Raw genomic sequence first — 23,726 nt, 5'->3', positions numbered from 1 at the left:
GCGCCAGCCGGAGGAATCGACAGCAGTTCGGACCGCTCCCCCACTGCGTCGATCGGACCGTCATCGACCGGCAGTTGCGCACTGGCAGCCTCGCCCGGTCGCCGAGTCCTACCGAACAGCCGCCATCCGCGCATCAGCTGGCGGCTAGAGATGCTGCTGGTAGGAGGCCAGTGACGGAGCGGTCTTGGTGGCGAGGAACTCGGTGATCCGGTGGTCCGCCACCTTCTCGACGGCGAACGGGTCGGTCGCCACGAGGGCCTCGACGGCAGCGCGATCCTCGCCGACGGCGACGATCACTCCCCCGTCGCGCGGGACCTTGCGCCCTGAGGCGATGAAGACCCCGGCCTCGTACTGCCTGTTCAGCCACTCGACGTGAGCATCCAGGACGGCGTCGACCTGCTCGACGGAAGCCGTGTAAGTGAGATCAATGATGAACATGATCGCAAGCCTACGAGGTGTCCGGCAGACATCGGCCAGAATTCCACGCGCAGGGGTGCTTACGGACTCGCGCCCGGCGGTCTCCTTGGCGAGGCCGCCCACTCCGGGCGTACTCGGTGACCCGGGTCGAGCGAGTTCCGAGGACACGCCAGGAGAAGCGGCCTCTTGGTTCAGCTGTGTGTCACTTTGGCCCCGTTCAAGGCGACTTCGCCGGAAGTAGTCCTTGCCCGCCGGCAGCACCTACCGGGAGCTGAAGCCAGCCGCACGATCGAATGACCGCTTTATCTTCTTCTGCCCGCTCTCTTGACCGAGTGGTACGCCGCCGCAACCATTCACATGTCCGAACAGCAGTCACATGCGAGATGCGAATGTCCCGTGCAACGGGTCTTTCATGCTGCACGGTTCATCCATGTAGTCACTCTTGGTGCAGTGAAAGGGCAATGTCTTGAGCGGAAACCTTCCTAGACGTCCTGTGCTGGCGGCGCTCGGCGGCTCGCTCCTCGCGGCAACGACCCCCGCGAGCGTCTCCGCCGCTGCCGGACCGGGGCGTTCAGATCGCCATGGCAGTCGCCTCGCCGTTCCCGAGACCCCTGTGATCGACGGGCGGCGTCTGAGCGCGCTCCGCCGGCGTTCGCTGCAGGGCGATCCGGCGCTGCGGGCCACGGTCGCCGCCCTGGTGGTCCAGGCGGACGCCTGGCTCACGCAGGGCCCGTGGACGGTGACCGACAAACCCCGGCCCGCGGCCAGCGGCGACCTCCACGACTACCTCAGTCGCGCCCCCTACTTCTGGGCCTCTCAGCCCAAGACGCCGGAGAATCCCCAGGGTTGCCCCTACGTGGAACGCGACGGCGAGCGCAATCCGGAAGCCGAGATCGGCACCGACCGCGTCGACGCCGGCAACGTGCTCAAGTCGGTCCCCTTACTGACGCTGGCCTGGTACTACACGAACAAGCGGGAGTACGGGACACACGCTGCCCGCATCCTGCGGACCTGGTTCGTCGATCCCGAGACCCGGATGAACCCGAACCTCGACTACGCCCAGGGCATCCCCTGCAAGAACGACGGCCGGTCCATCGGCATCATCGACTTCGCCCAGTACTACACGGCGAACCTGGACGCCATGGCCATCCTCGACACCGGCGCACCCGGCTGGACCCGCGGCGACCGGGCCGGGATGCGGGCCTGGAACACGGCATACCTGGACTGGCTGGTCAACTCCGCTTTCGGGAAGCAGGAATCCGCGGCCACGAACAACCACGGCACGTACGCGGCCATGCAGATCGCCGGACTCGCCCTGGCCGTCGGTGACCGCGACCTCGCCCGCCGCACCGCACGGGACCAGGGGCGCAAGCTCATCGACTCGCAGATCGCGCCGGACGGCAGCCAGCCGCGGGAACTCGCCCGCACCCGCAGCTGGCACTACTCCCACTACAACCTGGCCGCCTTCTGCCGTCTCGCATCCGTCGGCCGGCAGATCGGCGTCGACCTGTGGAGCCATCAAGGACCCGCGGGCCAGAGCCTGTTCAAGGCCGTCGAGTTTGTCCTGCCCGCGGCGACCGGGCAGACGGAATGGACCCACCCGGAGTTGGACTTCCTGCGCTACGCGGCGAGCGACATCGTTCACGCCGCCGCCGATGCGGGGCATGGCCCCTCCAAGTCGGCACTGCCCCTGCTCCAGGCCCCTCCCGGCGGGGATCTGTACCCGATCCGCCCTGCCGCCCAGCACTCAACCTGAACGTTCCGGCAGCGACCCGCGTGCTCAAGCAGCCAGGGCCGTGTCCTCGCCCGCTGTCTCGGAGGACATCTCACGCTGTCCCTGCGCGTGCCGCTCCAGGATCCCGTCCGCGGCAGCGATCGCGTCGGCGATCGAACGCGCCCCGGTCAGCACACACAGCGTGTAGGTCACGTCGTCCAGCTCTTGTTGCCATGCCAGTGTGCTCTTCTCGGCAAGAGCGATGCGTGCGCTGGCGTACCGGGCGAGGAGCACCCTCACACGGCGCGGGTCCGGCATCAACACGGTGACAACCCTTCGGTGATCTGCCTGAGTTGCTGTCCGTCTGCCCACGCCGATCAATGCCATGCCTCCCCCGGTGCCCTCGATTGCCCCGGCGGGAACGTCGCCTCCCGGCGACCGGGCTCACGGCAAACTGCAGTTCAGGCGTTCGCGTGACGGGGAGTACCCGCTCCCCGCGACGCGGCATGATGCGCGGCCTTGCCTGCACCAGCCGCCTCAAGTCGCCGAAGCCATACAGATGCCATGGACAGCAGTCCCGTAAAGACCACCAGGAAGAGCACGCACGCCCACATCTGACGGCTCCCCGGATGTTCCCATCCCACCCAGCCGGCCGATACCGACCACAGCACAGTGCCTGCCGCGTAGAAGGCACGGATCCGCCTCAGCTGCCGTACGGCCCGCAAGGACGTGGGGTGATCGCTCTTCGTCGCCATGCGGCTCCGAGTACCCTGATCCGCGCCGTCCACCGACGACATCGACAGACTCTCTCAGCGGTTCCACCAGATCCGCTGGTCTCCCGTCACGCCCTTCCAGGCCATGAACGTGCCATCGGCGCTGCGGCGCCATCGTTGCCGGCAGCCCTGCGGTAGCCATGAGGCCGCCGCGCTTGCGAGACAGAGCCGTAGCGGCCAACCGGCGCGTTCAGACGCCCCTGAACTCCTCCCTGGAGCGGCGGAGTTGCCTTGGAGTGCACTCCAAGGTGTTGGCTGGTGACAGGCCCTGGTCGGAGGAGGAGCACGATGGTCGGCCTGCTCACGATCGAGCTCATCGAGTGCGCCGGTCCCTCGTGCGCGCGATGAGGCCGCCCGGCCTCCGCTCGACGACACAGAAGCCTCCCATCGCGGGGGCGCGGCCCTGAAGTGCGGCGAGACCACGTCGCAGCCTGAATTTCATGAGGAGCACGCCATGACAGGGAAGATCTGGTTCATCACCGGTGCCTCACGGGGCTTCGGGCGGGAGTGGGCGGCCGCGGCGCTGGAGCGCGGCGACTCGGTGGCCGCCACGGCGCGTGATCTGTCCACGTTGTCGGATCTCGCCGCGACCTATGGAGACCGGCTCCTGCCCCTGCAACTCGACGTCACCGACCGCGAGGCCGACTTCGCCGCCGTGCGGCAGGCGCACGAACGGTTCGGGCGCCTGGACGTGGTGGTCAACAACGCGGGCTACGGCCACTTCGGGATGGTCGAGGAGCTTTCCGAGGCGGAGGCCCGCGCCCAGCTGGAGACCAACCTGTTCGGAGCACTGTGGGTCACCCAGGCCGCACTGCCCTTCCTGCGCGAGCAGGGCAGCGGTCACATTCTGCAGGTGTCCTCGATCGGCGGGATCAGTGCGTTCCCGCTGGTCGGTATCTACCACGCGTCGAAGTGGGCGCTCGAAGGGATCAGCCAGGCGCTGTCCCAGGAGGTCGCGCCGTTCGGTATCAACGTCACACTGATCGAGCCGGGCGGCTTCGCCACCGACTGGGCGGGCTCTTCGTCGAGCAGGTCCGAGCAGTTGCCGGCGTACGCCGAGTACCACGAGCAGGTGCAGGAGCAGCGCCGCAAGCGCGTCGGCACCCCGGGTGACCCGAGCGCGTCCGCCGCAGCCGTGATGGAGATCGTGGACGCCGACGAGCCGCCGCTGCGCTGCTTCTTCGGCACGGCACCTTTGGACATCGCCAAGGCGGACTACGAGCAGCGTCTGGCGACGTGGGAGAAGTGGCAGCCGGTGGCCGAGCTGGCCCAGGGCTGAGTGCACAGTCTCCGCCGCCAGACGTCGTGACGTCGGCCGGACGTGTGCCGACTGTCCAGGCCCGTTGAACCGAGAGCCCGTCCGCCTGCCGGGCGGGCCCTCGTCGTTCAAAGATCCTGCGGTCCTGCGGGCAGCCGACGGACGTGACCGAAGCACGCAGATGCGCGCGGCCGGGGCTGGTACCGGATGACGCCGGAGCCGGTCACGGGTGCGCCGGCCGGACCCCGTTCTCCGCTACGAAGCCACTCGCGCTCAACCGGCCAGTTCCCCGAGGAGTGCCCACGTACGGCGCCGGTCGGCGTCCCCGGCGATTTCCGTCCCCGAGAAGACCACTTCCGTCGCCCCCGCATCCCGGTAACGCCGTACCTCGGCGGCGACCGTGTCCTCGTCTCCGATCACAGCCACATCGCCGGCCCGCCGCGCGCCGGAGAGTTCGACGACGCGCGCATAGGACGGGATCTGCTCGTAGAACGCGAGCTGTTCGGTGGCCTTCTTCCGTACGGACTCGACATCGTCCGTGACCACCCCGTGCACCAGCGCGACGATGCGAGGCGCGGGCCGGCCGGCGGCTTCCGCCGCTGCGGTGACGGCCGGGACGATGTGCTCCTCCAAGGCGCGCGGGCCGGCCAGATAGGGCAGGATCCCGTCCGCCAGCTCGCCACTGACTCGTAGCGCCTGGGGACCCATCGCGGCGACGAGCAAGGGCACGCCGTTCTCGGCCCCCGGCACGCGCGCGGGGATCGGTGTTGTCGCGGTGAGCAGCTCGCCGTGGAAGTCGGCGGTACCGGTCTCGGTCAACTGCCGTACAGCGGTGAGGAATTCACGCAGGCGGGCGATGGGCCGTTCGAAGGGGATGCCGAAGCCCGTCTCGGTCAGCAGCTTGGTGCCGAGCGCGAGTCCGAGGTGGTAGCGGCCGTGCGTGGCGGCTTGGGCGGTCAGGGCCTGGCCGGCGACCGGGACCGGGTGACGGCCGAAAACGGGAATCGCCGACGTGCCCACCTGCAGAGCGGGCACTTCTCGCCCCACGATCGCCGCGAGCTGGGGTGAGTCCGCACCGAAGGTCTGCCCGAACCAGGCCGACCGCAGCCCGGCGGCCGCGGCCTCCTGTGCCAGCCGCACCGTGGCGTCGATCTGGTTGTCTGCGTCGGTCGCGTTGAGCGCTACTCCTAGAACCATGCCAACGCCAACCAGCGGCGACCGGCCCCGCATTCCGGCTCTCTTGTGACAACTCCTTGTCCGGCGGGTGTACGCGACGTCAGCCGGGTGCACGCGACCGCTTTCACCGTCGACGCCCCTTTCGACCCGGCCTCCTGCACCTGCTCGCCGCCCCCGGGGCAGCCGCGTCTCCGGCTGCGAACGAGGGGGCGAGACGGCCTCGTGAAGTGCCCCGCATATCGCTTGTGCATCAGGTCTTCCCAAGTGCACCAGAGGGCGTGCGAAGATGCCCTGCCCCCGGCAGGCGTCCGGGTTAGAGGGGAAGCTCAGTGAAGTCAAGGAAATTGAGCCGCAAGCGGCGTCGCGCAACCATACTGATGGCGGCGGCCAGCTCGGTCGTCGCCGGTGCAGCCATGCTGCCCAACTGGAGCGCCGGCGCGTCGAGCGTCGACGCCGGCGATACTGCGGTGGATCCGGCCACCAAGGCCACCTTCCAGCGGCTGGCGGACGCGGTCTTCACGGACCGTACGGACGCCCTCGTGGACCGCAAGCAGAATCCGGGGCGCACGCCGCTGACGTCCCGCTTCTCCGGCGACGTACAGCTGTCCTCCTCGCTCGAGGACAAGGAGGACTCCGCGCTGGCGTCGCTGCGGAGCCGCAAGTCCCGCCTAGCCGGCCTGGGCGAACGGTACAGCGAGGCCAAGACCAGCGTGTCGATGGACAAGACGCGGGTGCAGGGCCGCCACGCGACGGTCCAGGTGACCGAGACCACCACGCTGTCGTACGAGAAGGTCCACGGCGACGAGCCGAAGACGACCGGGTTCCAGGCGCACCACGAACTCACCTTCACCGCCGACAAGCAGGGCGACTGGCAGCTGACGGGTATCCGGGACACCGACGAGGGCTACCTCGCGGTGAACCAGCCCGCTGCGCCGCTCGCCGCGGCGACCGTCGCCGACGACGACACTCCTGAAGCGGTCAGGTCGGCCACCACCCAGCCCGCGCCGTCGAAGCCGAAGAACCTCTCGTCGACGACGTACGACTACAAGGCGATGGCTGCCTACGCGGAGAAGTACTGGAGCCGCTACAACACGGCCTACCCCAATTACAATTCGGGCGGCGGTGACTGCACCAACTTCGTCAGCCAGTCCCTCAAGGCCGGCGGGTGGAAGGACGTCGCGGGGTCGTCCTCCGACTTCCACAAGTGGTTCACCAACTCCACGAGTCAGTCGGACTCCTGGGTCGGCGTCAACGAGTTCTCCTGGTTCGCGCTGTCCTCCAAGCGCGTCACCAGCCTCGCCAACGTCTACCAGATGGACGTCGGTGACGTGCTCCAGATGGACTTCGACAAGGACGGGTCCAAGGACCACACCATGATCGTCTCGTACCGCAGCTCGCAGGGCGTGCCGTATCTGACGTACCACTCCACGAACACCTTCCGCAGGTCGGTGGCGAGCATCATCGCCTCCTACCCGAACTCGGCCTACTACGCGTACCGCACCTGACGCGAGGGACGACGACGCCCCGCCCGGCGGCCGCACACGCGACACCGCGATGTGCCGGCCGCCGGGCGGTCGGCTGTCGGGCGTCCCTGACTCGGGGGCTACCCCTGTGCTCGTCGCAGACCCCGGTGGCTGAGCAGGAAATGCGCCGGGACGAGCGTGAGCCAGAACCACATGGCGGCGGCCGTGTTGATGAAGGCCAGGGGAACGGAGAGCACGAAGATCAGCACCTTGGCGCCGAGCTGGGTGGCGAAGCGGCGGCGGGAGGCGGCGGCGGACGACGCGGGCGAGGGGTGCACCTGGCGTTGGGTGACCATCAACAGGGTGGCGTGCACTGCCTGGATCGCGGCCGTGGTGCCCGCGTAGAGGGCGACGGCTTCGGGCTGTGAGGCGTACTCGGCCAGAAGCGTCGTGGGGAAGGGCAGCAGCGCGACCAGACCGAGACCGAGCAGGGTCAGCCGGGTCACCACGTTCGTCTCGGTGGGCGTGGCGGTGAGGATACGGCGGTGGTCGCGCCAGAAGCCGGCGATGAGGGAGAAGCTGAGCGCGAAGGCGCCGAGGTTGGGCAGCGCGTCGCCCAGCGCCTTGCGGAACGCGGCGGCGTCCAGATGCGCGGGTACCGCCACGTTGATGACCAGCAGTGTCATCGCGATGGCATAGATGCCGTCGGACAGGGCGATCAGGCGTGGCACCCCCATGTCGCCCTCGTGCGGGTGAGGTGCTGCCAGTGGCTGGGTCATGTCGATGACAGTAGGCGCAGCCCTCGGCCGGAGCGTGCCGGTCGAGCCCGGGACGCCTCTCGGCGTGGATCGGACGGACGCCGTCGATGACGGCGGCTGACGACCGCGGCCCCGGGACGGGGTGGCCGGGTCTGCCGACTCACGTGCGCGACCGGCGCGTAGGGTTTCGGATCGGGTGGAGAGCGGGCCGACGGGGGATCATGACGCTGTATCTGGGGCCGCTGGAACTGGTCGGGGACCGCTGGATCATCGGGGACCCCAAGTCCAGGAGCGGCTCGTGCGTGGTGCTCACCGCCGAGGGCGTCGAGCAGCACGAGCGCGGCTCGGTGGAAGCACTGACCGCCGTACCGTGGTCACGGTTCATGAGTCTGGGGGTGCGAGCCACGCCTCGCGCCTGGCAGGCCACTCGCACCGGGGGCATCGTCGACGGGCTCGGCGGCGGTTACATGAACGGCGGCCGCAGCGGCTGTTCGCTGCAGGGGCTCGTTCACCATCCGTACCACGACTGGTCGGTGAACTACGCCCACCACGAACGCCCATACAGCGGCGCCCACGTCTTCTTGGTGCAAGCCCTCTTCCAGAAGGTCTCCGACGCGAAAGCGCTGCACCGCCTGGGTGACCCGGGGTGGCTGGCCGACGCGGTCGCCCGCACGGCGCCGTTGCCCGCGTGGTACGCCCCCTCGGCGAGACGCCGGGTGAACGAGATCGTCGAGGAGCTCGGCACCTGACGAGGGCCCTGCTCCGACCGGGCCTCCCACCCCAGGTCGAGTAGACGTGGCTCCATGTCGTGGCGCATCACGGGAGCGGGTCTCGTCGGCGAGCGTCGTCAACTCGCCCGCGATGAACCGTCGTGAAAAGCCCTTAGGGTGACCGGATGAGCGAGAGCCAGGCGAAGCAGGCGCTGCCCGCTGCCTACGAGATCGAGGTCGGGGCCGAGCCGCTGGAAGGCCCGGCGCGGAACTCCATGGGCGGCCGGCCCTTCCTCGACGGCTCCCAGAAATGGCCCGAGTGTTTCTGCGGCAGGCGGATGGCTCTGTTCTTCCAGTTCGACGTCCCCGCGGACGTCGAGTTCTTCGGCGGAGACCACCTGTTGGTCTTCCACTGCCGTACGCACAACGACGCAACCAACCCCGAGTTGGTCGACGGGCGGCTCGTTCCCCGGTACTGGGACGCGCCGCAGCCTTCCTACCCCGCTCCGTTCTGGCGCGTCCTGCTCCTGCGCGACGCGAGACTGCCGGCCGCGGAAGCCGAACCGACCCTGCGTGCGCTCCCTCTGAAGCTGCGGCCCTTCGTGGACACCCCCGACGAACTGGGCCTCGGAGCCGCGACCTTCAAAGTCGGCGGTGCGCCGTCCTGGGCGCAGGAGGCCGAGCACTACGCCTGCGCGTGCGGCACGGACCTGGTGTTCGTGTGCCAGGTACCGGAGGGCATGGAGATCGCCGTCCGTTACGAACGGCCAGGGCGGCCCGACGACTTCAGCACGGAGTTCGACGCCCTGTTTCTCGGCAACGAGAACTACCTGCTCGCGTGCCCGTCCCACTGCGACCCGGCGGCCGTCTGGCCGGTGAACCAGAACTGATCCCTCCGTGCCGCTCCCCTCTCGGATGCAGCCGTCGCGAAAGGGGCTCCTGACCCACAAGCACGGGCGTCAGATCAGGAGTTGGGCGTCGCCGCGCAAGCCGACACGGGAACATGTGGATGACGGCCGTACAGGAGCCGTATGCGGTCCTGGCATATGCGCCACCGGGTGGCCGAATGCCGACTTGCCCCCGCTGGTGGGCTCGGCCACTGTCGGGGGCATCGCCATACACCGATGAGCGACCACTGTCGGAGACCCCATGCTGCGGGTGCACTTCACCGCCGAGGACATCGCGCGCGTCCGCGTCGCGGCCGCTCCCGACCACCTCTGGGAAATCGCCAACAGCTTCCAGACCCTGCTACGGGAGCACGACACCCTGGCGTTCGGCGACTGGCGGCGTCTCGTCCGGCCGCGGCTGAGCCCGGCGGACGGACTGCTCGCCGCGCTCCTGCCGCCACGCGGCTACTCGCCGGACTTCCTCACGCCCGACCTGGCCGGCACCGTCGGCCTGGACAGCGCGGTCGACACCGTACTGAGCACGCCCAGAACCGCACTGCGCGGCGATCTCGCGGTGCTCGCCGCCTCTCCGCTCCGGCGCCGGCAACTTCCCGCCGACGTCCGCGCCCTGGCCGACGGCCAATCGGAGACCCTGCGCCGGCTGGGCGCCAGCCTGCACTCCTACCACCGCCGCGCGCTCGCCCCGTTCTCCGCGCACATCCGGGCGCACGTGCACGCCGACCGTGCCGTGCGGGCCCGGGCCGCCCTCGAAGGCGGCACCGACGGACTCCTCGCCAGCTTCCGGCCGGTGCTGCGCTGGGAGCCGCCCGTGCTGGAGGCCCACTACCCGGTCGAGCGCGAACTGCGGCTCGACGGCCGGGGGTTGTTGCTCCAGCCCTCCTTCTTCTGCTCCCGAAGCCCCGTCATGCTCGCCGCCCCGTCCCCCGATCTGACCCCGGTCCTGGTCTATCCCATCCAGCACACCATCGGCTGGGCCGGACCGCGAAGCGCCACGGAACGGGAATCGGGGCTGGGGGTCCTGCTCGGGCGCACTCGGGCGGCCATCCTGGAGGACGTCGTGACAGGCCGTACGACCGGTGAGCTCGCGCGGCGTTTCGCCATCTCCGGGGCGGCCGTGAGCCAGCACACCGCCGTGCTGCGCCGGGCCGGCCTGCTGCTGAGCGTGCGCCACAGCAGGCACGTGCTGCACAGCATCACCCCGACGGGGCTCGCGCTCCTGGGCCGCCCGCTGAACGCGCCGTTCGACGTTTAAGCCACAGCTTCAAGGTGTGGCGGCGGTACGGCGACGGCCACCAGTGTGGAACACGAAAACGGGGCCGCACTCGACCCGTGCGTCCCCTATGTCGCCATCCTTACAGGGGGTTCCACAGAATGCGCGACAGGCGCTCCATCCTTGGCATCATCGGCGCCGTGGCCTGCCTTTCGGCCATGTTCGCCACCACCGCGACGGCTCAGGCCGCCGCTCCCGCACACTCCGGCCCGGCCGGTCAGGTCCTCACTGTGCCGGCGACCGTGCCGGGACTGTCGGCCAAGTCCGCGGCCGCAGAGCCTCCGACGGCCTGGCCGAAGCCCAACAAGATCGTGCACGTGCCGGCAGGCGGCTCCGTCACCTGCGACAGCGGAAACCTGTGCACTGCCGTCTATGACCCCACGAAGGCGGACTACGTCGTCTTCTACCTCTACTACTGCGACACGTACACGCTGTCCAACTGGTCGGGCTCCGGCTCCTACCGCAACTCCCAGACCGGCGGTGCCACCGCGCAGTTCTTCGGCCAGAGCGGCAACCTTCTCAAGTCGGTTCCGGCCGGCGGGAGCAGCTCGTCGTACAACTGGTCGCCCGTGTATTCCATCCGCAACTGCTGATTCCGTTCCCGCGGGGATACGCCGGCCGGGCATCGTGCCCGGCCGGCTTCGGCGTGCTGGTGGAGACTGGCCGGCCCGGCACGACAGCGAAGGCTGCCCACCCCCGCCGCGCCCACGGGGACAGCCGTCAGCCCGTGCGCCGCAGTCGTGCCGACAGATGGTGCTGCATCTGCTGGCCGACCGCCTCGAGGTCGTGCTCGAAGGTGAGCGTGTCGCCGTCCAGCGTGTAGCGGCGGCGGGTGGCGTTGACCTTCTTGGCGGTGGGGGCGAGCGCCACCTCGTGCGTGGAAAGGTCGACCGCGTCACCGGCCGCGCGTCCGACCATGATCTCCGCGACGCCCGTGGGCTGGGTGATCAGAGCCTCCACCCGGCCGTCGGGCTGAAGTCGCCACCAACCGCTCTCCCGGGCCGACGGGCGCAGCGGCGCGTCATCGGTGTCGAGCAGCCAGGCCCGGGCCTCGTAGCGCAGGAAGGGACGGCCGTCATGGCTGAACGTCACTTCCTGCGCGTACGCGAAGTCCGCGGAGAGCGTCGGGTACTCGCCCTGACCCCGGCCGCGCCAGGAACCCAGTAGGCCGAGCACGGGTTCCAGCAGGGCGTGCGGTGCGGGTGCCTCGTCCGGTCGGTGACCGTCGGGGTACGGGTGCTCCGGTGCGGGGTCGAACACAGCGTGCGCTCCTGAGGTCGGTGCCAGTGCCGGGTGGCAGCCTAGGCTGTCGATCGCCCCGGCGACGCTCGCGGCAGCCTGCTGTGACCCGTCACCCTCACGCGCGGCACGAGAGTCCGACCGCTACTCCCCCGCTCGGCGCTGTCGGCAAGACCCCGGAACCGGGCTCTCGGTCAAAGCCCCGGGGATGGCCTCTGCGGGCGCGGCGGTGGGACACGCGGCGCCGCCGCGGGGGGTCCCGTCCGGGGAGACTGCGCGGGCGTCACGGCTGCCGCGTGGTGACGGCCGACGTTCTCGAATCCGCGCTGCGCCGGGGACAGTTCACTGCGGCGCTGGACCTCAGCCCTGACCTCTGCGGTCTGGGCGCCGGGCTGCGCGGCCGGTGAACGAGCCCCGGCCGCCCGGCTGATGGCGAACTGGCCGCCCTGCTGTGGCGCCCTGGGCCCCTGCTCGGCCTCCGGCCCGTTGACGCCGCGCTCGGCCGAGCGCGCAGGCCGCCCGTCAACGCCTCGCGGGACGCCGGGTGCAGAACCCTGCTGCACCGCCTCGCCGCCACGCCGCAACTGTTGTTGAAGGTCTTGGTCGCTGAGCTTCGCCAGCGGCGCCAGATTCGGCTGGGCGAGGCGGTCGATGCGCGCGAGCGGTGCCGCCCAGTCCGGGCTCATCTCGGTGTGCAACTTGCCCTGCACCTGCAGGAAGTCACCGCTCTCCACCGCGCTCCACCTGCGGCCGCGCTCCGCCTCGATGGCCGGTGCGAGGGCCGGCGTCTGCTCCCACTGGCCGTCGGTCCCGAGCCGGTTGGCATATCGCGGCTCGCCCTCGCCGCGCCGGAAGACGGTGACTTCGTCGGCCAGGCGGTGCGCGTCGACCAGCCGGGCCAGGTCCACGATCCCCTCGTAGGACTGATCGGCGTTGGCCTGCACCGTCAGACGCCCGCTGCCACGCTCCTTCACCTGCTCGTGGTAGCGGTGCACGATGCCCTGATTGCTCAGGGCTTCGGAGACGCCCATGGCGACGACCTCGACGCGGAAACCGCTCTCACGGTAGGCGCGCATGGTCGCGGCGACCGCCTCGCCGTCCTGCGAGGTCTCCTGGATGACGGCGTTGAGTTTCGTGTCGCGCACGTATTCGTGCGCTTGAGCCATCCACCTGCGGCCGTCGGCGCGGGTGTAGGCGGCCATCAGCTTGTCGTCCTGCTGCATCAGCCGGTCGTACTCGGGATGGAAGGGCTTGTAGAGGTCACTGTCGACATCGATGAACCCGCCGCGCTTGTTCAGCACCCCGGCCAGCATGTGCCCCACCCGCGTCTTGCCCGCACCGGGCTGGCCGACCAGGAACACCACGGTCGGCGTCTCCTGCGGCACCCGGCCCGCGAACTGCTGAGGGACGATCCGGTCGAGAAATATCCGACGGTTCTCGGCCTCGGGCAGCAGATGACGCTCGGCGTCCGGGCCGCTCACGCCTGCCCCTCCCGCACCTCGCGGGCCAGATCAGCAAAATGCCGGCGGGCTTCCGCGATCTGCGCGTGGTCCGTGGGATCGAGTCCCTCGCGGGCGCGGGCGCACTCGAACTGCCGCTCCTGCCAGGCCGCGACGGCCGACTGATCCGGCGTCGGCTTCGCCTCCTCGGCCGCGATCCTCGCGCTGTAGGCGCCGACCGCGCCGTTGATCGCCTCAATCGCGGCCTCGTAGGCCACCGACTCCTCACTCGACCACGTGAAGCCACTGAGCGAGGAAGTCACCGAATCCGAAGGGGGCTGAGGATCCATCACACACGTCCCTTTCCAAACCAAGCCTGATCGTTATGCCACCAGTAGGTGACGCCAATCGCCCCGGATCGGTTCGACGTTCGGCGGATCTGTCCGCCTCACTCGTGGGGGTGGCCGAATCCCGAGGGCTCCGTCAGGTCAGTCGGTCGCGGCGGCGCCGGGTCCGAGGGATTCGCGCGCGGGAGCCGCCCCGTACTCGCGAACCCCTCGGATTCCGCGTCAGAAGGCGGCAGTACGGTCTTCGCTGCGCGGGTCGGTCACCTGGTGCCCGGCATAGACTCCCGCGCGCGCCTCACGACGCCAGGGGCGGGCGTAGGTCACGGATGCGGCGGCGGCCTCGGAACCGTCGTCGAGGTCCACGACCGCCACCGACGGCGAACCGTCCGCGGGGCACCGCTCGAGCCAGTCGCCGTTGGGGGCGATGACTCCGGACGGCGCGGTGGCGCCGTGCTGTGTCGGCACCGAGAAGCTGACCCAGTAGCTGTTGGCCGCGGCATGGCCCTGGGCCTGGACGGCGGCGGCGCCCGGGGAGACACCGGTCGTGGAGAACAGGACGCAGTCGACGTCCAGCTTCTCGTACTCGGCGAACAGCTCCGGGTAGTGGATCTCGATGCCGAGCAGGCAGCCGAAGCGGGCACCGTCGACCTCGAAGGTCACCGGCGAGATGCCCGGCGAGTACATGTACGAGACCTTCGTCTTCGACAGCAGTCGCTCGTCGTACCGCGTCACGACCTCGCCGCGGTCGGAGATGACGTAGAGGCTGTTGTGCGGGCGGTTCGGCTCGGTCAGACGGTGCACCGAGGCGATGACCGTCCACACCCGTAGTTCTCGTGCCGACTCGGCGATCGCTGCCAACTCGGCTTGCAGAACCGGCCACTGGCACCTGCTCCAGTCCGCCGGGCCGACCGCCTCCGGGCCGTCGACGGACATGACGAGCTTGTGCGGAAAGCAGATCGCGCCTTCCGGGAAGTGCACGATCCTCGCGCCCTGCGCGCTGGCCTCGCGCATCAGAGCACGGACCTGACGGCCGCTTTCGCGTAGCGCGTCGACATCTCGGGGGTCATCACGCATGGGTGTCTGCGCTACGGCGAGCCGCACGCTCTGGGGGTTCCTTGCTTCCGGCATGACGTCTCCTGACGGAGTCGAGCGGAAGTGCCGGAGGGCGGACGTGTAGGACTCGCCGGTCTTGGCGGCGCGGGCACGCACCTGGCGCTTGAAGTTTCTACGGGCTGTCATCGCGGCCTTCCACGCCTTGAGCGACGGCTCCCCAGCAACCTCGCCCGAGGCGATCCGGCTGCGACAACGACCTGAGACGCTGGTCCCTTTGCCTCCGACGGGAGACCGCGCTGGGGACGGTCGCAGGAGGTTCGGCGTAGGCCACGCAGTCGGCCATGATGCCGTCGCCGATGGGGTCCGTCAACCTCCTTCAGCGTGTCCCGTGAGCTGACGACTCTCCAGTCTGTCGGCGCTGGTGGTCGTGCGGCCACCAGCCACACCCACCCGGTTCCTCGCGGATCGCCAGCCCGCCGCGCAACGGCAACAACGCCCGCCCGGGGGCCACTTCGTCAAGTCCCTGTCCGGTGCCACGCAGCGAGTAGGAGCAGGCTCGTCGCGTGAGGTGAATCGTTCACGGGGCGCAGGCCGGTCGGTCGGTGCGCGGCCGAAGACGTTCAGATCAGGAGTCGGCGGCGCGTGTGCGAGAGGCGGCGTGCCGCCGACAGGAGGGCGTGGATCTGAGGGCCGACGTGATCGATGTGGTTCACAGGCGTCTTGAACGGCAGCCGGGCGTCGCGATGGGTTCGCGGGTATTCGAGGCGCAGGGTCACGCCGTAGCGGTCGATCCTCAGCGGGAGTACGCGCAGTACGCCCCTGCGCGGGAGCGGACGGACCAGACGGAGGAGCAGCGCGACGAGTTCGCCGTGGTCGTCGACGAGATGGGTCAGCATGCCCGCCTCGCAGGTCGCCATCGGGTCGTCTTCGGCCGCCTCCAGCTCCTGGAGGCTGACGAACGCGCGCCCCTCGGCGTCCTCCAGCACCGCCTGCCCGAACTCCATGCAGGTGCTTTCCTCGGACGCGGGATCATACGGCGCGGTCAGCAGGCCGGTCAGAGTGACCCGGGCACGCAGCCGGTCGCGTACGGGCGTGGGAGCGATGTCGGTGAGTTCCAACCGGACCGGGACGTGCCGGGCCGACCGGACGGAGGCACCGTCTGACGGGGCGTGCAGGTGGAAGTGGCCCATGGCTCCGCTGCCGTCGAGACGGCGGACCTCGGCTTGCTGTCCGTCGCACACCACTGTCATCGAATGGGCGGCGGCCAGGACCGAGCGGACGCGCTCAGCGACGGTCGGTGCGGTGACGCGGGCAGGGGAACGACGCATCCGGGCCTCCAGGACCTTGAACAACTTAGGTTTGCCTAACCTAACTTACGTCACGCCCTCGCCCCCTGTTCAGCGAGTACGGAAACCTCGTGGTGCCCATGAGCGAAAACCTGGATGCCGGGGCAGAGTGTCAGGCGTGACCGCGGCTGTCCGTGGCCGGGTGCAGGAACGGGTGCCGACTGGCAGGAGGAACTTGAACATGGTGGACATGGACGCCTTCGTCGACCGGCTGAACCCCGACATGTGCGTCGTGACGGCTACGGCGGACGGCGATCGGGCCGGCTGCCTGGTCGGGTTCGCCTCGCAGTGCTCCATGGAGCCGGTGCGGTTCGTGGTGTGGCTGTCGAAGGTCAACCGAACCTACGAGGTGGCTCGTCGTGCCGACTTCCTCGCCGTGCATCTGCTGACGCCGGAACAGTTCGAACTGGCGGCCCTGTTCGGGGGCGAGACCGGTGACGAGGTGGACAAGTTCGCCCGCACCCGCTGGACGGAGAGGCACGGCGGGGCCGTCGTACTGCAGGACTCATTGGTGTGGTTCGTCGGCAGCGTCGCGCAGCGGATCGACGCGGGCGATCACGTCGGCTTCGTCCTCGAACCGGTCGAGTCCGGCCGGCAGGAGAAGACCGAAGGGCGTTCACTGCTGCGGCTCGCGGACGCGCTCACGATCGACCCCGGGCACCCGGTACCGGACTGAGGACGCGCGCCGCCCCGTACGACGTGTGCGCACGGAGCGCAGGCGTACGGGGCCTGATGGCTGCCGAAGGCGGTAACCGCGGTTCCGGATGTTCTCCGGGACGCGTTCGTGTGAGGCCGGCGCCCGCGGGTAACCGGGCTCCACGCACTCGCCGGCCCCAGTGGCGAGCCGACCGTGAAAGAGGTGCCGTGTGTCCGCATCACTGGTGGAGACCGTCGACATCGAAGCCCCCGTAGCCGTCACGTGGGCACTCTGGAGCGATGTGACGCGGTGGCCGTCGTTCCTGAGCCACGTACGCCTGGTACAGCCCCTGGACGACCGGCGTTTCGCGTGGCAACTCTCGTTGCCGGGGGCCGACAAGAACTTCGTCGCCGAGCTGACCGAGGTGATCCCCGAGGACCGCATCGCCTGGCAGACCACGGAAGGCGTTCACCACGCGGGCGTCGTCACCTTCCACCGGCTCAGCGACACGTCGAGCCGCGTCACCCTGCAGATCGAGTACGACCCGAAGGGCTTCGTCGAGCACATCGGGGCGCTCACCAATCTGGACTCCACGCTCGCGAACTACGACCTCGGTGAGTTCCAGAAGCTCGCCGAGACGACAGCCGCCGGCTGACCGGGCGCCGACGGTTCGAGCGGGGCCCGGCACCCGGCGCCGGACGGGGGCCCGCGGGCCGCCTTAGTACGCACCGGCCCGTGGATCAAGGCCACCCCGGAGAGGGCAAGGTCACAGCCGTGTCCCCTGCTGCTCACCTGCGGGTCTGGCCTAACATCCGAGCATGACGGTCCTGCCTGACGACGAACTCTCGTTGGCCGCCGAGTTCCCTGAAGCGACCCATGAGCAGTGGCAACGCCTGGTGGAGGGCGTCCTGCGAAAGTCGGGCAAGGAAGTCTCGGGCGCGGCAGCGGAGGACGCTCTGTCCACCACCCTGGAGGACGGGCTGCGCGCCCGCCCTCTGTACACCGCGGACGACTCCGCGCCCGATCCCGGCCTTCCCGGTTTCGCCCCGTTCGTGCGGGGTGGTCGGCCCGAGGGCAACACCCTCGGCGGCTGGGACGTACGGCAACGGCACACGGCCGCCGCCGGCGACGCGGTCCTCGCGGACCTGGAGAACGGCGTCACCTCGCTCTGGCTGGTCGTCGGCGAGCACGGGATCCCGGTGTCGGCACTCGGCCGCGTACTCGACGGCGTGTATCTGGACCTGGCGCCCATCGCCCTCGACGCGGGCCGTGAAGTCGAGCCCGCCGCGGCCGAGTTGCTGCGGGTGTACGAGGAGCGGGGCGTCGCGCGCGACGCCGCCCGGGGCAACCTCGGCGCCGACCCCCTGGGCCATCAGGCCCGGACGGGAGACGACGGCTTCGACTTCGCCCCCGTCGCCGCACTCGCGCGGCGGTGCGCCGAGGAGTACCCGGGGCTGCGGACGCTGACCGTGGACGCGCTGCCGTACCACGAGGCCGGTGGCTCGGCCGCGCAGGAACTGGGCAGTTCGCTGGCGACCGGTGTCGCCTATCTGCGGCAGCTCACCGAGGCGGGGCTGAGCGTCGAACAGGCCGCCGCCCAGCTGGAGTTCCGGTACTCGGCCACCGCCGACCAGTTTCTGACGATCGCCAAGTTGCGGGCTGCGCGCAGGCTCTGGGCACGCGTGGCCGAGGTCTGCGGGCCCCCGGGCGGACAGATCCAGCATGCGGTGACCTCGCCGGTGATGATGTCCCGCCGTGACCCGTGGGTGAACATGCTGCGGACGACGGTCGCGACGCTCGCGGCCGGTGTGGGCGGCGCCGACGCCGTCACCGTGCTGCCCTTCGACCACGGGCTCGGTCTGCCGGACGCGTTCGCCCGCCGGATCGCCCGCAACACCTCGACGATCCTGGTCGAGGAGTCGCATCTGTCCCGGGTGATCGATCCCGCGGGCGGCTCCTGGTACGTGGAGCGGCTCACCGACGAACTCGCCCACGCGGGTTGGGCGTTCTTCCGGCACATCGAGCAACTCGGCGGTCAGGGAGCCGCGTTGCGCTCGGGCCGACTTCGCGAGGACCTCGCCACGACCTGGGCGGCACGCAGCGCCAAGCTCGCCGAGCGCCGCGAACCGATCACCGGCGTCAGCGAGTTCCCGAACCTCGCCGAACGCCTCCCGGAGCGCACGCCCGCCCCCATGGAACCCTCCGGCGGGCTGCCACGGGTGCGGCGCGACGAGGCGTACGAGGCACTGCGCGCCCGCTCCGACGCCCACCTCGCGGCGACCGGATCACGGCCGCGGATCTTCCTGGCCGCCCTCGGCCCCGCCGCCGCCCACACCGCCCGGCTCACCTTCGCCTCGAACCTCTTCCAGGCGGGCGGCATCGAGCCCGTCACCGAGGGCACGTTCGAGGAGAGCGGTGCCACCGAGGTCTGTCTGTGCTCCAGCGACGCCCTGTACGAGGAGCGGGCGGCGGAGATCGCCGCGACGCTGAAGTCGGCAGGTGCCGCACACGTGTTCCTCGCGGGCCGTCCCGGGCAGTACCCAGGTGTCGACGCCCATGTCTTCGCGGGCTGCGACGCCGTCGCCGTGCTCTCCGCCACCCTCGACCGTATGGGAGTGTCCTGATGGGAACGACGGGAATCCCCGACTTCTCCGAGATCGAACTGGGCGCCCCGAAGGCCGACGGCGGCACCGACGAGTGGCGCGGCGCCGTCAAGAAGGCCACCGGCGGTGACGACCTCCTCTGGGAGACGCCCGAGGGCATCGCCGTCAAGCCGCTCTACACCGGGCAGGACCTGGAGGGCCTGGACTTCCTCGGCACCTACCCGGGCATCGCCCCCTATCTGCGCGGCCCGTACCCGACGATGTACGTCAACCAGCCCTGGACCATCCGCCAGTACGCGGGCTTCTCCACCGCCGAGGAGTCCAACGCCTTCTACCGGCGCAACCTCGCGGCCGGCCAGAAGGGCCTGTCCGTCGCCTTCGACCTGCCCACGCACCGGGGTTACGACAGTGACCACCCGCGGGTGACCGGGGACGTCGGCATGGCGGGCGTCGCGATCGACTCGATCTACGACATGCGCCAGCTCTTCGACGGCATCCCGCTCGACAAGATGACCGTGTCGATGACGATGAACGGCGCCGTGCTGCCCGTCCTCGCGCTGTACATCGTGGCGGCCGAGGAACAGGGCGTACCGCCCGAGAAGTTGGCCGGGACCATCCAGAACGACATCCTCAAGGAGTTCATGGTCCGCAACACCTACATCTATCCGCCGAAGCCGTCGATGCGGATCATCTCCGACATCTTCGCGTACACCTCGCAGCGGATGCCGCGCTACAACTCCATCTCCATCTCCGGCTACCACATCCAAGAGGCGGGCGCGACGGCCGACTTGGAGCTGGCCTACACGCTCGCCGACGGGGTGGAGTACATCCGGGCGGGGCGGGACGCGGGGATGGACGTGGACGCGTTCGCGCCCCGGCTGTCCTTCTTCTGGGCGATCGGCATGAACTTCTTCATGGAGATCGCGAAGATGCGGGCGGCGCGGCTGCTCTGGGCCAAGCTGGTCAAGCAGTTCGACCCGCAGAACGCCAAGTCCCTTTCCCTGCGGACCCATTCGCAGACGTCCGGCTGGTCGCTGACGGCGCAGGACGTGTTCAACAACGTGACGCGTACGTGCGTGGAGGCGATGGCGGCTACGCAGGGACACACCCAGTCCCTCCACACCAACGCCCTCGACGAAGCCCTCGCCCTGCCCACCGACTTCTCGGCGCGCATCGCCCGCAACACGCAGTTGCTGATCCAGCAGGAGTCCGGCACGACCCGGGTGATCGACCCGTGGGGCGGCAGCGCGTACGTCGAGAAGCTGACGTACGACCTCGCCCGCCGGGCCTGGCAGCACATCGAGGAGGTCGAGGCCGCGGGTGGTATGGCCAAGGCCATCGACGCGGGCATCCCCAAGCTGCGCATCGAGGAGGCCGCGGCCCGCACCCAGGCCCGGATCGACTCCGGACGCCAGCCGGTCATCGGCGTGAACAAGTACCGCGTGGAGACCGACGAGGAGATCGACGTCCTCAAGGTCGACAACTCCTCCGTACGCACCCAGCAGATCGAGAAGCTGCGACGGCTGCGGGCGGAACGCGACGAGCGGGCCTGTCAGGACTCGCTGGACGCGCTGACCCGGGCGGCGGGCGGTGAGGGGAACCTGCTGGAGCTCGCCGTGAACGCGGCCCGCGCGAAGGCCACCGTCGGGGAGATCTCGGACGCCCTGGAGAAGGTGTACGGGCGGCACGCGAGCCAGATCCGTACGATCTCCGGTGTGTACCGCACCGAAGCCGGCGAGTCGCCCTCCGTCGAACGCACCCGCACCCTGGTGTCCTCCTTCGAGGAGGCCGAGGGCCGCCGCCCCCGCATCCTGGTCGCCAAGATGGGCCAGGACGGCCACGACCGCGGCCAGAAGGTGATCGCCACCGCCTTCGCCGACCTCGGCTTCGACGTGGACGTCGGCCCGCTGTTCCAGACCCCCGGCGAGGTCGCCCGCCAGGCCGTCGAGGCGGACGTGCACATCGTCGGCGTGTCCTCGCTGGCCGCCGGCCACCTGACCCTCGTACCGGCGTTGCGGGAGCAGCTCGCCGAGGAGGGCCGCGAGGACATCATGATCGTGGTCGGCGGAGTGATCCCGCCGCAGGACGTGCCCACGCTCCTGGAGATGGGCGCGGCGGCCGTCTTCCCGCCCGGGACCGTCATCCCGGACGCGGCCCACGACCTGGTCGAGCGCCTGGCCACCGACCTCGGCCACGATCTCTGACCCCCATGGCGATCGACCTCGACACCTATGTGAAGGGCGTACTCGACGGGAAGCGGGCGCTGGTGGCGCGCGCCATCACGCTCGTCGAGTCCACCCGGCCCGATCACCGGTCCCTGGCACAGGAGTTGCTGACCGCGCTGCTGCCGCACAGCGGGCGGGCACGGCGGATCGGCATCAGCGGGGTGCCGGGCGTGGGCAAGTCGACGTTCATCGACGCGTTCGGGACCCTGCTCACGTCACTCGGGCACCGGGTCGCGGTGCTCGCCGTCGACCCGTCCTCCAGCCGGACCGGCGGGTCGATCCTGGGCGACAAGACGCGTATGGAACGCCTGGCCGTCGACCCGGCGGCCTTCGTACGCCCCTCCCCCACCGCCGGCACGCTCGGCGGGGTCGCCAAGGCGACCCGCGAGTCGATCGTGGTGATGGAGGCCGCGGGCTACGACGTGGTCCTCGTGGAGACGGTCGGCGTCGGCCAGTCCGAGACCGCGGTCGCGAACATGGTCGACTCCTTCCTGCTCCTGACCCTCGCCCGCACCGGGGACCAACTCCAGGGCATCAAGAAGGGCGTCCTGGAACTCGCGGACGTCATCGCCGTCAACAAGGCGGACGGACCGCACGAACGGGACGCCCGCGCGGCGGCGCGGGAGCTGGCGGGCGCGCTGCGGTTGATGCACCCCGCCGACGCCGCCTGGACGCCTCCGGTGCTGAGTTGCAGCGCCCGTGAGGCGACCGGCCTGGACGCGGTCTGGGACCGCCTCGAACAGCACCGTAAGCTGCTGGACTCCTCCGGCCGCCTCGCCGCCAAACGCCGGGACCAGCAGGTTGACTGGACGTGGACGATGGTCCGCGACGAACTCCTCGGCCGGCTGCACGCCGATCCGGCCGTACGCGCCCTCGCCCCTGGTCTTGAACAGCAGGTGCGGGACGGAGAGTTGACCGCCACGCTCGCCGCGGAACGGATTCTCGGGGTGTTCGGCGCCGAGCGTCGCTGAAGCGCACCCCGACAGCGGTCGCCTGTCGCGGCTGCGGTACGCGCGGTCGCGCCTGCGGTAGGCGCGGTCGCGGCTGTCAGCGGAAGTCGCTCGTCCGCGCGTGCCGCGGGGTCGTGGTGCGGGCAAGGTCCCCAGCGCCCGCGCGGCCCGAGTGCGAGGGGCGCACTCGGTGCTGGAGTGAGCCCTGTACGCGCCCCCGCGTGCCCGAGGAAAATGCGCCACGTCCAGGGTCATGGGGCCGAGGTGTGCAGGCATGCCCCGCCGCGAGTTTTCCGGAAAGCAGGTCGGCTGCTGTGCTGTTGCGTCTACCCACGTCCGTTTCCGAGGCACAGGAATGTATGGCCGAGGGTGCGGTGCCGATAGGAGGAGCGACGCTGATCTGGGCCACCTGGCAGCGGGACGGCTTCCCTGAGCACGCCATGTCGCTGCGTGATCTGCCGGACGCCAATGTGATCGAGCGCGAGGCGCTCGGCTCCGCCGTGGTGCTCCACCGGATCGACGACCGCGTGCCGGAGGTTCTGCGCCGGGCGGCTGCCACCGTGGGGACCGGAGCCGTGCGCCGCACGGCCACGGTCGGCGGCAACATCGTCGGGAGCACGCTGCGCTGCCTGTTGCCCGCGGCGCTCGTACTCGGTGCCCGCGCAAGGGTCCTGGCACCGGACAGCGTCTACGAGACCGACCTGGCCGAGGTCCTGGCCAAGAGCCACCTGCTGCTCAGCCTCCGCTGGCGCGACCCGATCGCGAGCGGCTACCGCAAGCTGGCGGGCGAGGCGGGTGGTCCGCCGCCGCTCGTCGTCGCCGCCGCGGTGCACGCCGCCGACGACGGTGGAACCCTCCTTAGTGTCGCCGTCCGCGACGGCTACGAGGTGCTCACCGAGAGCGCGGGGTGCGACGCCGGCCCCGAACAGGTCCTCGACTGCCTGCGTACGACTGCCATCGGCGCACTTCACTCCACGGCCTGGGACGCCGTCCGCCAACAGGTCACCGACGTCGTGCCCCGCTAGCGGCTTTGATACGTGCGAGGTCCGGTTCCGGTCAGGTTGAGGTCTGGCCGTCGAGGGTCTCGCGGAGGATGTCCGCGTGGCCGGCGTGCTGGGCTGTCTCGGCGATGACGTGGGTGATTACCCGGCGCACGCTGCGTACGGCTCCGGGCTCGTGCCAGGGTGCCTCCGGCAGGGGGTGCGTCGTCGACAGGTCGGGTACGGAGGCGATGACCTTCTCGCTTCGGGCGGCAACCTGTTCGCAGTGCGCGACGATCCCGGCCGGCGTCTCGCCGGGCAGCACCCGGAAGTTGTTCCGGTGGTCGATGGCCCACTGCGGGGTCACGCGGGCGGTGCCGTCAAGGACGCCTTCGCACACCTGGCCCGCCGGTGCGCGCATGCAGCGGCCGCCGCGGTGACCGACGCACCGGCGCGTCCT

The 23,726-nt window shown here is 70.1% G+C and carries 22 protein-coding genes and 1 pseudogene; 13 read left to right on the top strand and 10 right to left on the bottom strand.

The features are described from left to right. Positions 1 to 144 precede the first annotated feature (144 nt). Positions 145 to 438 carry a YciI family protein gene (locus ACFWM2_RS34880; RefSeq protein WP_383288393.1) on the bottom strand — a complete coding sequence of 98 codons (294 nt, stop codon included), beginning with the start codon at positions 436 to 438 and terminating at the stop codon, positions 145 to 147. Between the two features lie 445 nt (positions 439 to 883). Here ACFWM2_RS34880 and ACFWM2_RS34875 point away from each other — a divergent pair, with 445 nt between their 5' ends. Beyond that, the gene (locus ACFWM2_RS34875; protein ID WP_383288390.1) at positions 884 to 2,173 is read left to right on the top strand and encodes an alginate lyase family protein; all 1,290 of its coding nucleotides are present in this window, start codon (positions 884 to 886) and stop codon (positions 2,171 to 2,173) included. Positions 2,174 to 2,197: 24 nt separating this feature from the next. Here the strand turns inward: ACFWM2_RS34875 and ACFWM2_RS34870 are convergent, their stop codons facing one another. Continuing rightward, positions 2,198 to 2,449: a DUF5133 domain-containing protein gene (locus ACFWM2_RS34870; RefSeq protein WP_383288658.1), complete on the bottom strand. Its 252-nt coding sequence runs from the start codon at positions 2,447 to 2,449 to the stop codon at positions 2,198 to 2,200. Positions 2,450 to 3,358: 909 nt separating this feature from the next. Here ACFWM2_RS34870 and ACFWM2_RS34865 point away from each other — a divergent pair. After that, positions 3,359 to 4,183: an SDR family oxidoreductase gene (locus tag ACFWM2_RS34865; RefSeq protein ID WP_383288387.1), complete on the top strand. Its 825-nt coding sequence runs from the start codon at positions 3,359 to 3,361 to the stop codon at positions 4,181 to 4,183. A 252-nt stretch (positions 4,184 to 4,435) separates the two neighbouring features. On the opposite strand, the gene ACFWM2_RS34860 is transcribed toward ACFWM2_RS34865, so the two are convergent. Next, positions 4,436 to 5,359, bottom strand: coding sequence for an LLM class F420-dependent oxidoreductase (locus ACFWM2_RS34860; RefSeq protein WP_383288384.1), 924 nt, complete (start codon positions 5,357 to 5,359; stop codon positions 4,436 to 4,438). A gap of 356 nt (positions 5,360 to 5,715) precedes the next feature. Here ACFWM2_RS34860 and ACFWM2_RS34855 point away from each other — a divergent pair, with 356 nt between their 5' ends. Beyond that, positions 5,716 to 6,843 carry an amidase domain-containing protein gene (locus tag ACFWM2_RS34855; protein ID WP_383288381.1) on the top strand — a complete coding sequence of 376 codons (1,128 nt, stop codon included), beginning with the start codon at positions 5,716 to 5,718 and terminating at the stop codon, positions 6,841 to 6,843. A gap of 98 nt (positions 6,844 to 6,941) precedes the next feature. Here ACFWM2_RS34855 and ACFWM2_RS34850 read toward each other — a convergent pair whose 3' ends face one another. Then, entirely contained in the window at positions 6,942 to 7,580 is a 639-nt protein-coding gene (locus tag ACFWM2_RS34850) for a TMEM175 family protein (RefSeq protein ID WP_383288378.1), read from the bottom strand. Between the two features lie 200 nt (positions 7,581 to 7,780). On the opposite strand from ACFWM2_RS34850, the gene ACFWM2_RS34845 reads away from it, so the two are divergent. From ACFWM2_RS34845 to ACFWM2_RS34830, 4 genes are all read left to right on the top strand, one after another. Next, complete coding sequence (locus tag ACFWM2_RS34845; RefSeq protein ID WP_383288375.1) at positions 7,781 to 8,308, top strand: hypothetical protein; 528 nt, start codon at positions 7,781 to 7,783, stop codon at positions 8,306 to 8,308. Positions 8,309 to 8,454: 146 nt separating this feature from the next. Further along, positions 8,455 to 9,159: a hypothetical protein gene (locus ACFWM2_RS34840; RefSeq protein WP_383288372.1), complete on the top strand. Its 705-nt coding sequence runs from the start codon at positions 8,455 to 8,457 to the stop codon at positions 9,157 to 9,159. 259 nt (positions 9,160 to 9,418) lie between these two features. Next, positions 9,419 to 10,429 (top strand): ArsR/SmtB family transcription factor, encoded by a 1,011-nt coding sequence (locus ACFWM2_RS34835; RefSeq protein ID WP_383288369.1) that lies wholly within the window; start codon positions 9,419 to 9,421, stop codon positions 10,427 to 10,429. Positions 10,430 to 10,548: 119 nt separating this feature from the next. Next, complete coding sequence (locus ACFWM2_RS34830) at positions 10,549 to 11,040, top strand: hypothetical protein (protein ID WP_383288366.1); 492 nt, start codon at positions 10,549 to 10,551, stop codon at positions 11,038 to 11,040. 127 nt (positions 11,041 to 11,167) lie between these two features. Here the strand turns inward: ACFWM2_RS34830 and ACFWM2_RS34825 are convergent, their stop codons facing one another. The 5 genes from ACFWM2_RS34825 to ACFWM2_RS34805 form a co-directional block, all read right to left on the bottom strand. After that, entirely contained in the window at positions 11,168 to 11,707 is a 540-nt protein-coding gene (locus ACFWM2_RS34825) for an FABP family protein (protein WP_383288364.1), read from the bottom strand. Positions 11,708 to 11,880: 173 nt separating this feature from the next. Next, the gene (locus ACFWM2_RS34820) at positions 11,881 to 13,167 is read right to left on the bottom strand and encodes a zeta toxin family protein (RefSeq protein ID WP_383288360.1); all 1,287 of its coding nucleotides are present in this window, start codon (positions 13,165 to 13,167) and stop codon (positions 11,881 to 11,883) included. After that, positions 13,164 to 13,403, bottom strand: a complete 240-nt coding sequence (locus tag ACFWM2_RS34815) for a hypothetical protein (RefSeq protein WP_383288357.1) — start codon at positions 13,401 to 13,403, stop codon at positions 13,164 to 13,166. Before ACFWM2_RS34815 ends, ACFWM2_RS34820 begins: the two co-directional genes overlap by 4 nt. Positions 13,404 to 13,694: 291 nt before the next feature. Beyond that, positions 13,695 to 14,711, bottom strand: coding sequence for a carbon-nitrogen hydrolase family protein (locus ACFWM2_RS34810; protein ID WP_383288354.1), 1,017 nt, complete (start codon positions 14,709 to 14,711; stop codon positions 13,695 to 13,697). A 434-nt stretch (positions 14,712 to 15,145) separates the two neighbouring features. Next, positions 15,146 to 15,853: a DUF2470 domain-containing protein gene (locus ACFWM2_RS34805; RefSeq protein WP_383288352.1), complete on the bottom strand. Its 708-nt coding sequence runs from the start codon at positions 15,851 to 15,853 to the stop codon at positions 15,146 to 15,148. 199 nt (positions 15,854 to 16,052) lie between these two features. Here ACFWM2_RS34805 and ACFWM2_RS34800 point away from each other — a divergent pair, with 199 nt between their 5' ends. From ACFWM2_RS34800 to ACFWM2_RS34775, 6 genes are all read left to right on the top strand, one after another. Beyond that, positions 16,053 to 16,547 carry a flavin reductase family protein gene (locus ACFWM2_RS34800; protein WP_383288349.1) on the top strand — a complete coding sequence of 165 codons (495 nt, stop codon included), beginning with the start codon at positions 16,053 to 16,055 and terminating at the stop codon, positions 16,545 to 16,547. Positions 16,548 to 16,737: 190 nt separating this feature from the next. Then, complete coding sequence (locus ACFWM2_RS34795; protein ID WP_383288346.1) at positions 16,738 to 17,163, top strand: SRPBCC family protein; 426 nt, start codon at positions 16,738 to 16,740, stop codon at positions 17,161 to 17,163. Between the two features lie 163 nt (positions 17,164 to 17,326). Beyond that, the gene (locus ACFWM2_RS34790; RefSeq protein ID WP_383288343.1) at positions 17,327 to 19,132 is read left to right on the top strand and encodes a methylmalonyl-CoA mutase family protein; all 1,806 of its coding nucleotides are present in this window, start codon (positions 17,327 to 17,329) and stop codon (positions 19,130 to 19,132) included. Then, the gene (gene scpA / locus ACFWM2_RS34785; RefSeq protein WP_383288340.1) at positions 19,132 to 21,315 is read left to right on the top strand and encodes a methylmalonyl-CoA mutase; all 2,184 of its coding nucleotides are present in this window, start codon (positions 19,132 to 19,134) and stop codon (positions 21,313 to 21,315) included. The genes ACFWM2_RS34790 and scpA overlap by 1 nt, the downstream gene beginning before the upstream one ends. 5 nt (positions 21,316 to 21,320) lie before the next feature. Next, positions 21,321 to 22,307 carry a methylmalonyl Co-A mutase-associated GTPase MeaB gene (gene meaB / locus ACFWM2_RS34780; protein ID WP_383288337.1) on the top strand — a complete coding sequence of 329 codons (987 nt, stop codon included), beginning with the start codon at positions 21,321 to 21,323 and terminating at the stop codon, positions 22,305 to 22,307. Between the two features lie 293 nt (positions 22,308 to 22,600). Continuing rightward, positions 22,601 to 23,311 (top strand): FAD binding domain-containing protein, encoded by a 711-nt coding sequence (locus ACFWM2_RS34775; protein ID WP_383288334.1) that lies wholly within the window; start codon positions 22,601 to 22,603, stop codon positions 23,309 to 23,311. 31 nt (positions 23,312 to 23,342) lie between these two features. Here ACFWM2_RS34775 and ACFWM2_RS34770 read toward each other — a convergent pair. Next, positions 23,343 to 23,678, bottom strand: a pseudogene (locus tag ACFWM2_RS34770) (DUF664 domain-containing protein); the annotation flags it as partial. Positions 23,679 to 23,726: the final 48 nt, after the last annotated feature.

The sequence above is a fragment of the Streptomyces sp. NPDC058371 genome, assembly GCF_042723265.1.
In the GTDB taxonomy this organism is placed as follows: domain Bacteria; phylum Actinomycetota; class Actinomycetes; order Streptomycetales; family Streptomycetaceae; genus Streptomyces.
This window is presented reverse-complemented; position numbering and strand designations above follow the sequence as displayed.

What these genes read in the sequence shown, in the direction of transcription:
- ACFWM2_RS34880 (WP_383288393.1), bottom strand. Translation starts at nt 438, where the DNA reads ATGTTCATCATTGATCTCACTTACACGGCTTCCGTCGAGCAGGTCGAC.
- ACFWM2_RS34800 (WP_383288349.1), top strand. Translation starts at nt 16,053, where the DNA reads ATGGTGGACATGGACGCCTTCGTCGACCGGCTGAACCCCGACATGTGC.
- meaB (WP_383288337.1), top strand. Translation starts at nt 21,321, where the DNA reads ATGGCGATCGACCTCGACACCTATGTGAAGGGCGTACTCGACGGGAAG.
- ACFWM2_RS34835 (WP_383288369.1), top strand. Translation starts at nt 9,419, where the DNA reads ATGCTGCGGGTGCACTTCACCGCCGAGGACATCGCGCGCGTCCGCGTC.
- ACFWM2_RS34805 (WP_383288352.1), bottom strand. Translation starts at nt 15,853, where the DNA reads ATGCGTCGTTCCCCTGCCCGCGTCACCGCACCGACCGTCGCTGAGCGC.
- ACFWM2_RS34855 (WP_383288381.1), top strand. Translation starts at nt 5,716, where the DNA reads ATGGCGGCGGCCAGCTCGGTCGTCGCCGGTGCAGCCATGCTGCCCAAC.
- scpA (WP_383288340.1), top strand. Translation starts at nt 19,132, where the DNA reads ATGGGAACGACGGGAATCCCCGACTTCTCCGAGATCGAACTGGGCGCC.
- ACFWM2_RS34840 (WP_383288372.1), top strand. Translation starts at nt 8,455, where the DNA reads ATGAGCGAGAGCCAGGCGAAGCAGGCGCTGCCCGCTGCCTACGAGATC.
- ACFWM2_RS34830 (WP_383288366.1), top strand. Translation starts at nt 10,549, where the DNA reads ATGCGCGACAGGCGCTCCATCCTTGGCATCATCGGCGCCGTGGCCTGC.
- ACFWM2_RS34860 (WP_383288384.1), bottom strand. Translation starts at nt 5,359, where the DNA reads ATGGTTCTAGGAGTAGCGCTCAACGCGACCGACGCAGACAACCAGATC.
- ACFWM2_RS34810 (WP_383288354.1), bottom strand. Translation starts at nt 14,711, where the DNA reads ATGACAGCCCGTAGAAACTTCAAGCGCCAGGTGCGTGCCCGCGCCGCC.
- ACFWM2_RS34790 (WP_383288343.1), top strand. Translation starts at nt 17,327, where the DNA reads ATGACGGTCCTGCCTGACGACGAACTCTCGTTGGCCGCCGAGTTCCCT.
- ACFWM2_RS34870 (WP_383288658.1), bottom strand. Translation starts at nt 2,449, where the DNA reads ATGCCGGACCCGCGCCGTGTGAGGGTGCTCCTCGCCCGGTACGCCAGC.
- ACFWM2_RS34850 (WP_383288378.1), bottom strand. Translation starts at nt 7,580, where the DNA reads ATGACCCAGCCACTGGCAGCACCTCACCCGCACGAGGGCGACATGGGG.
- ACFWM2_RS34845 (WP_383288375.1), top strand. Translation starts at nt 7,781, where the DNA reads ATGACGCTGTATCTGGGGCCGCTGGAACTGGTCGGGGACCGCTGGATC.
- ACFWM2_RS34865 (WP_383288387.1), top strand. Translation starts at nt 3,359, where the DNA reads ATGACAGGGAAGATCTGGTTCATCACCGGTGCCTCACGGGGCTTCGGG.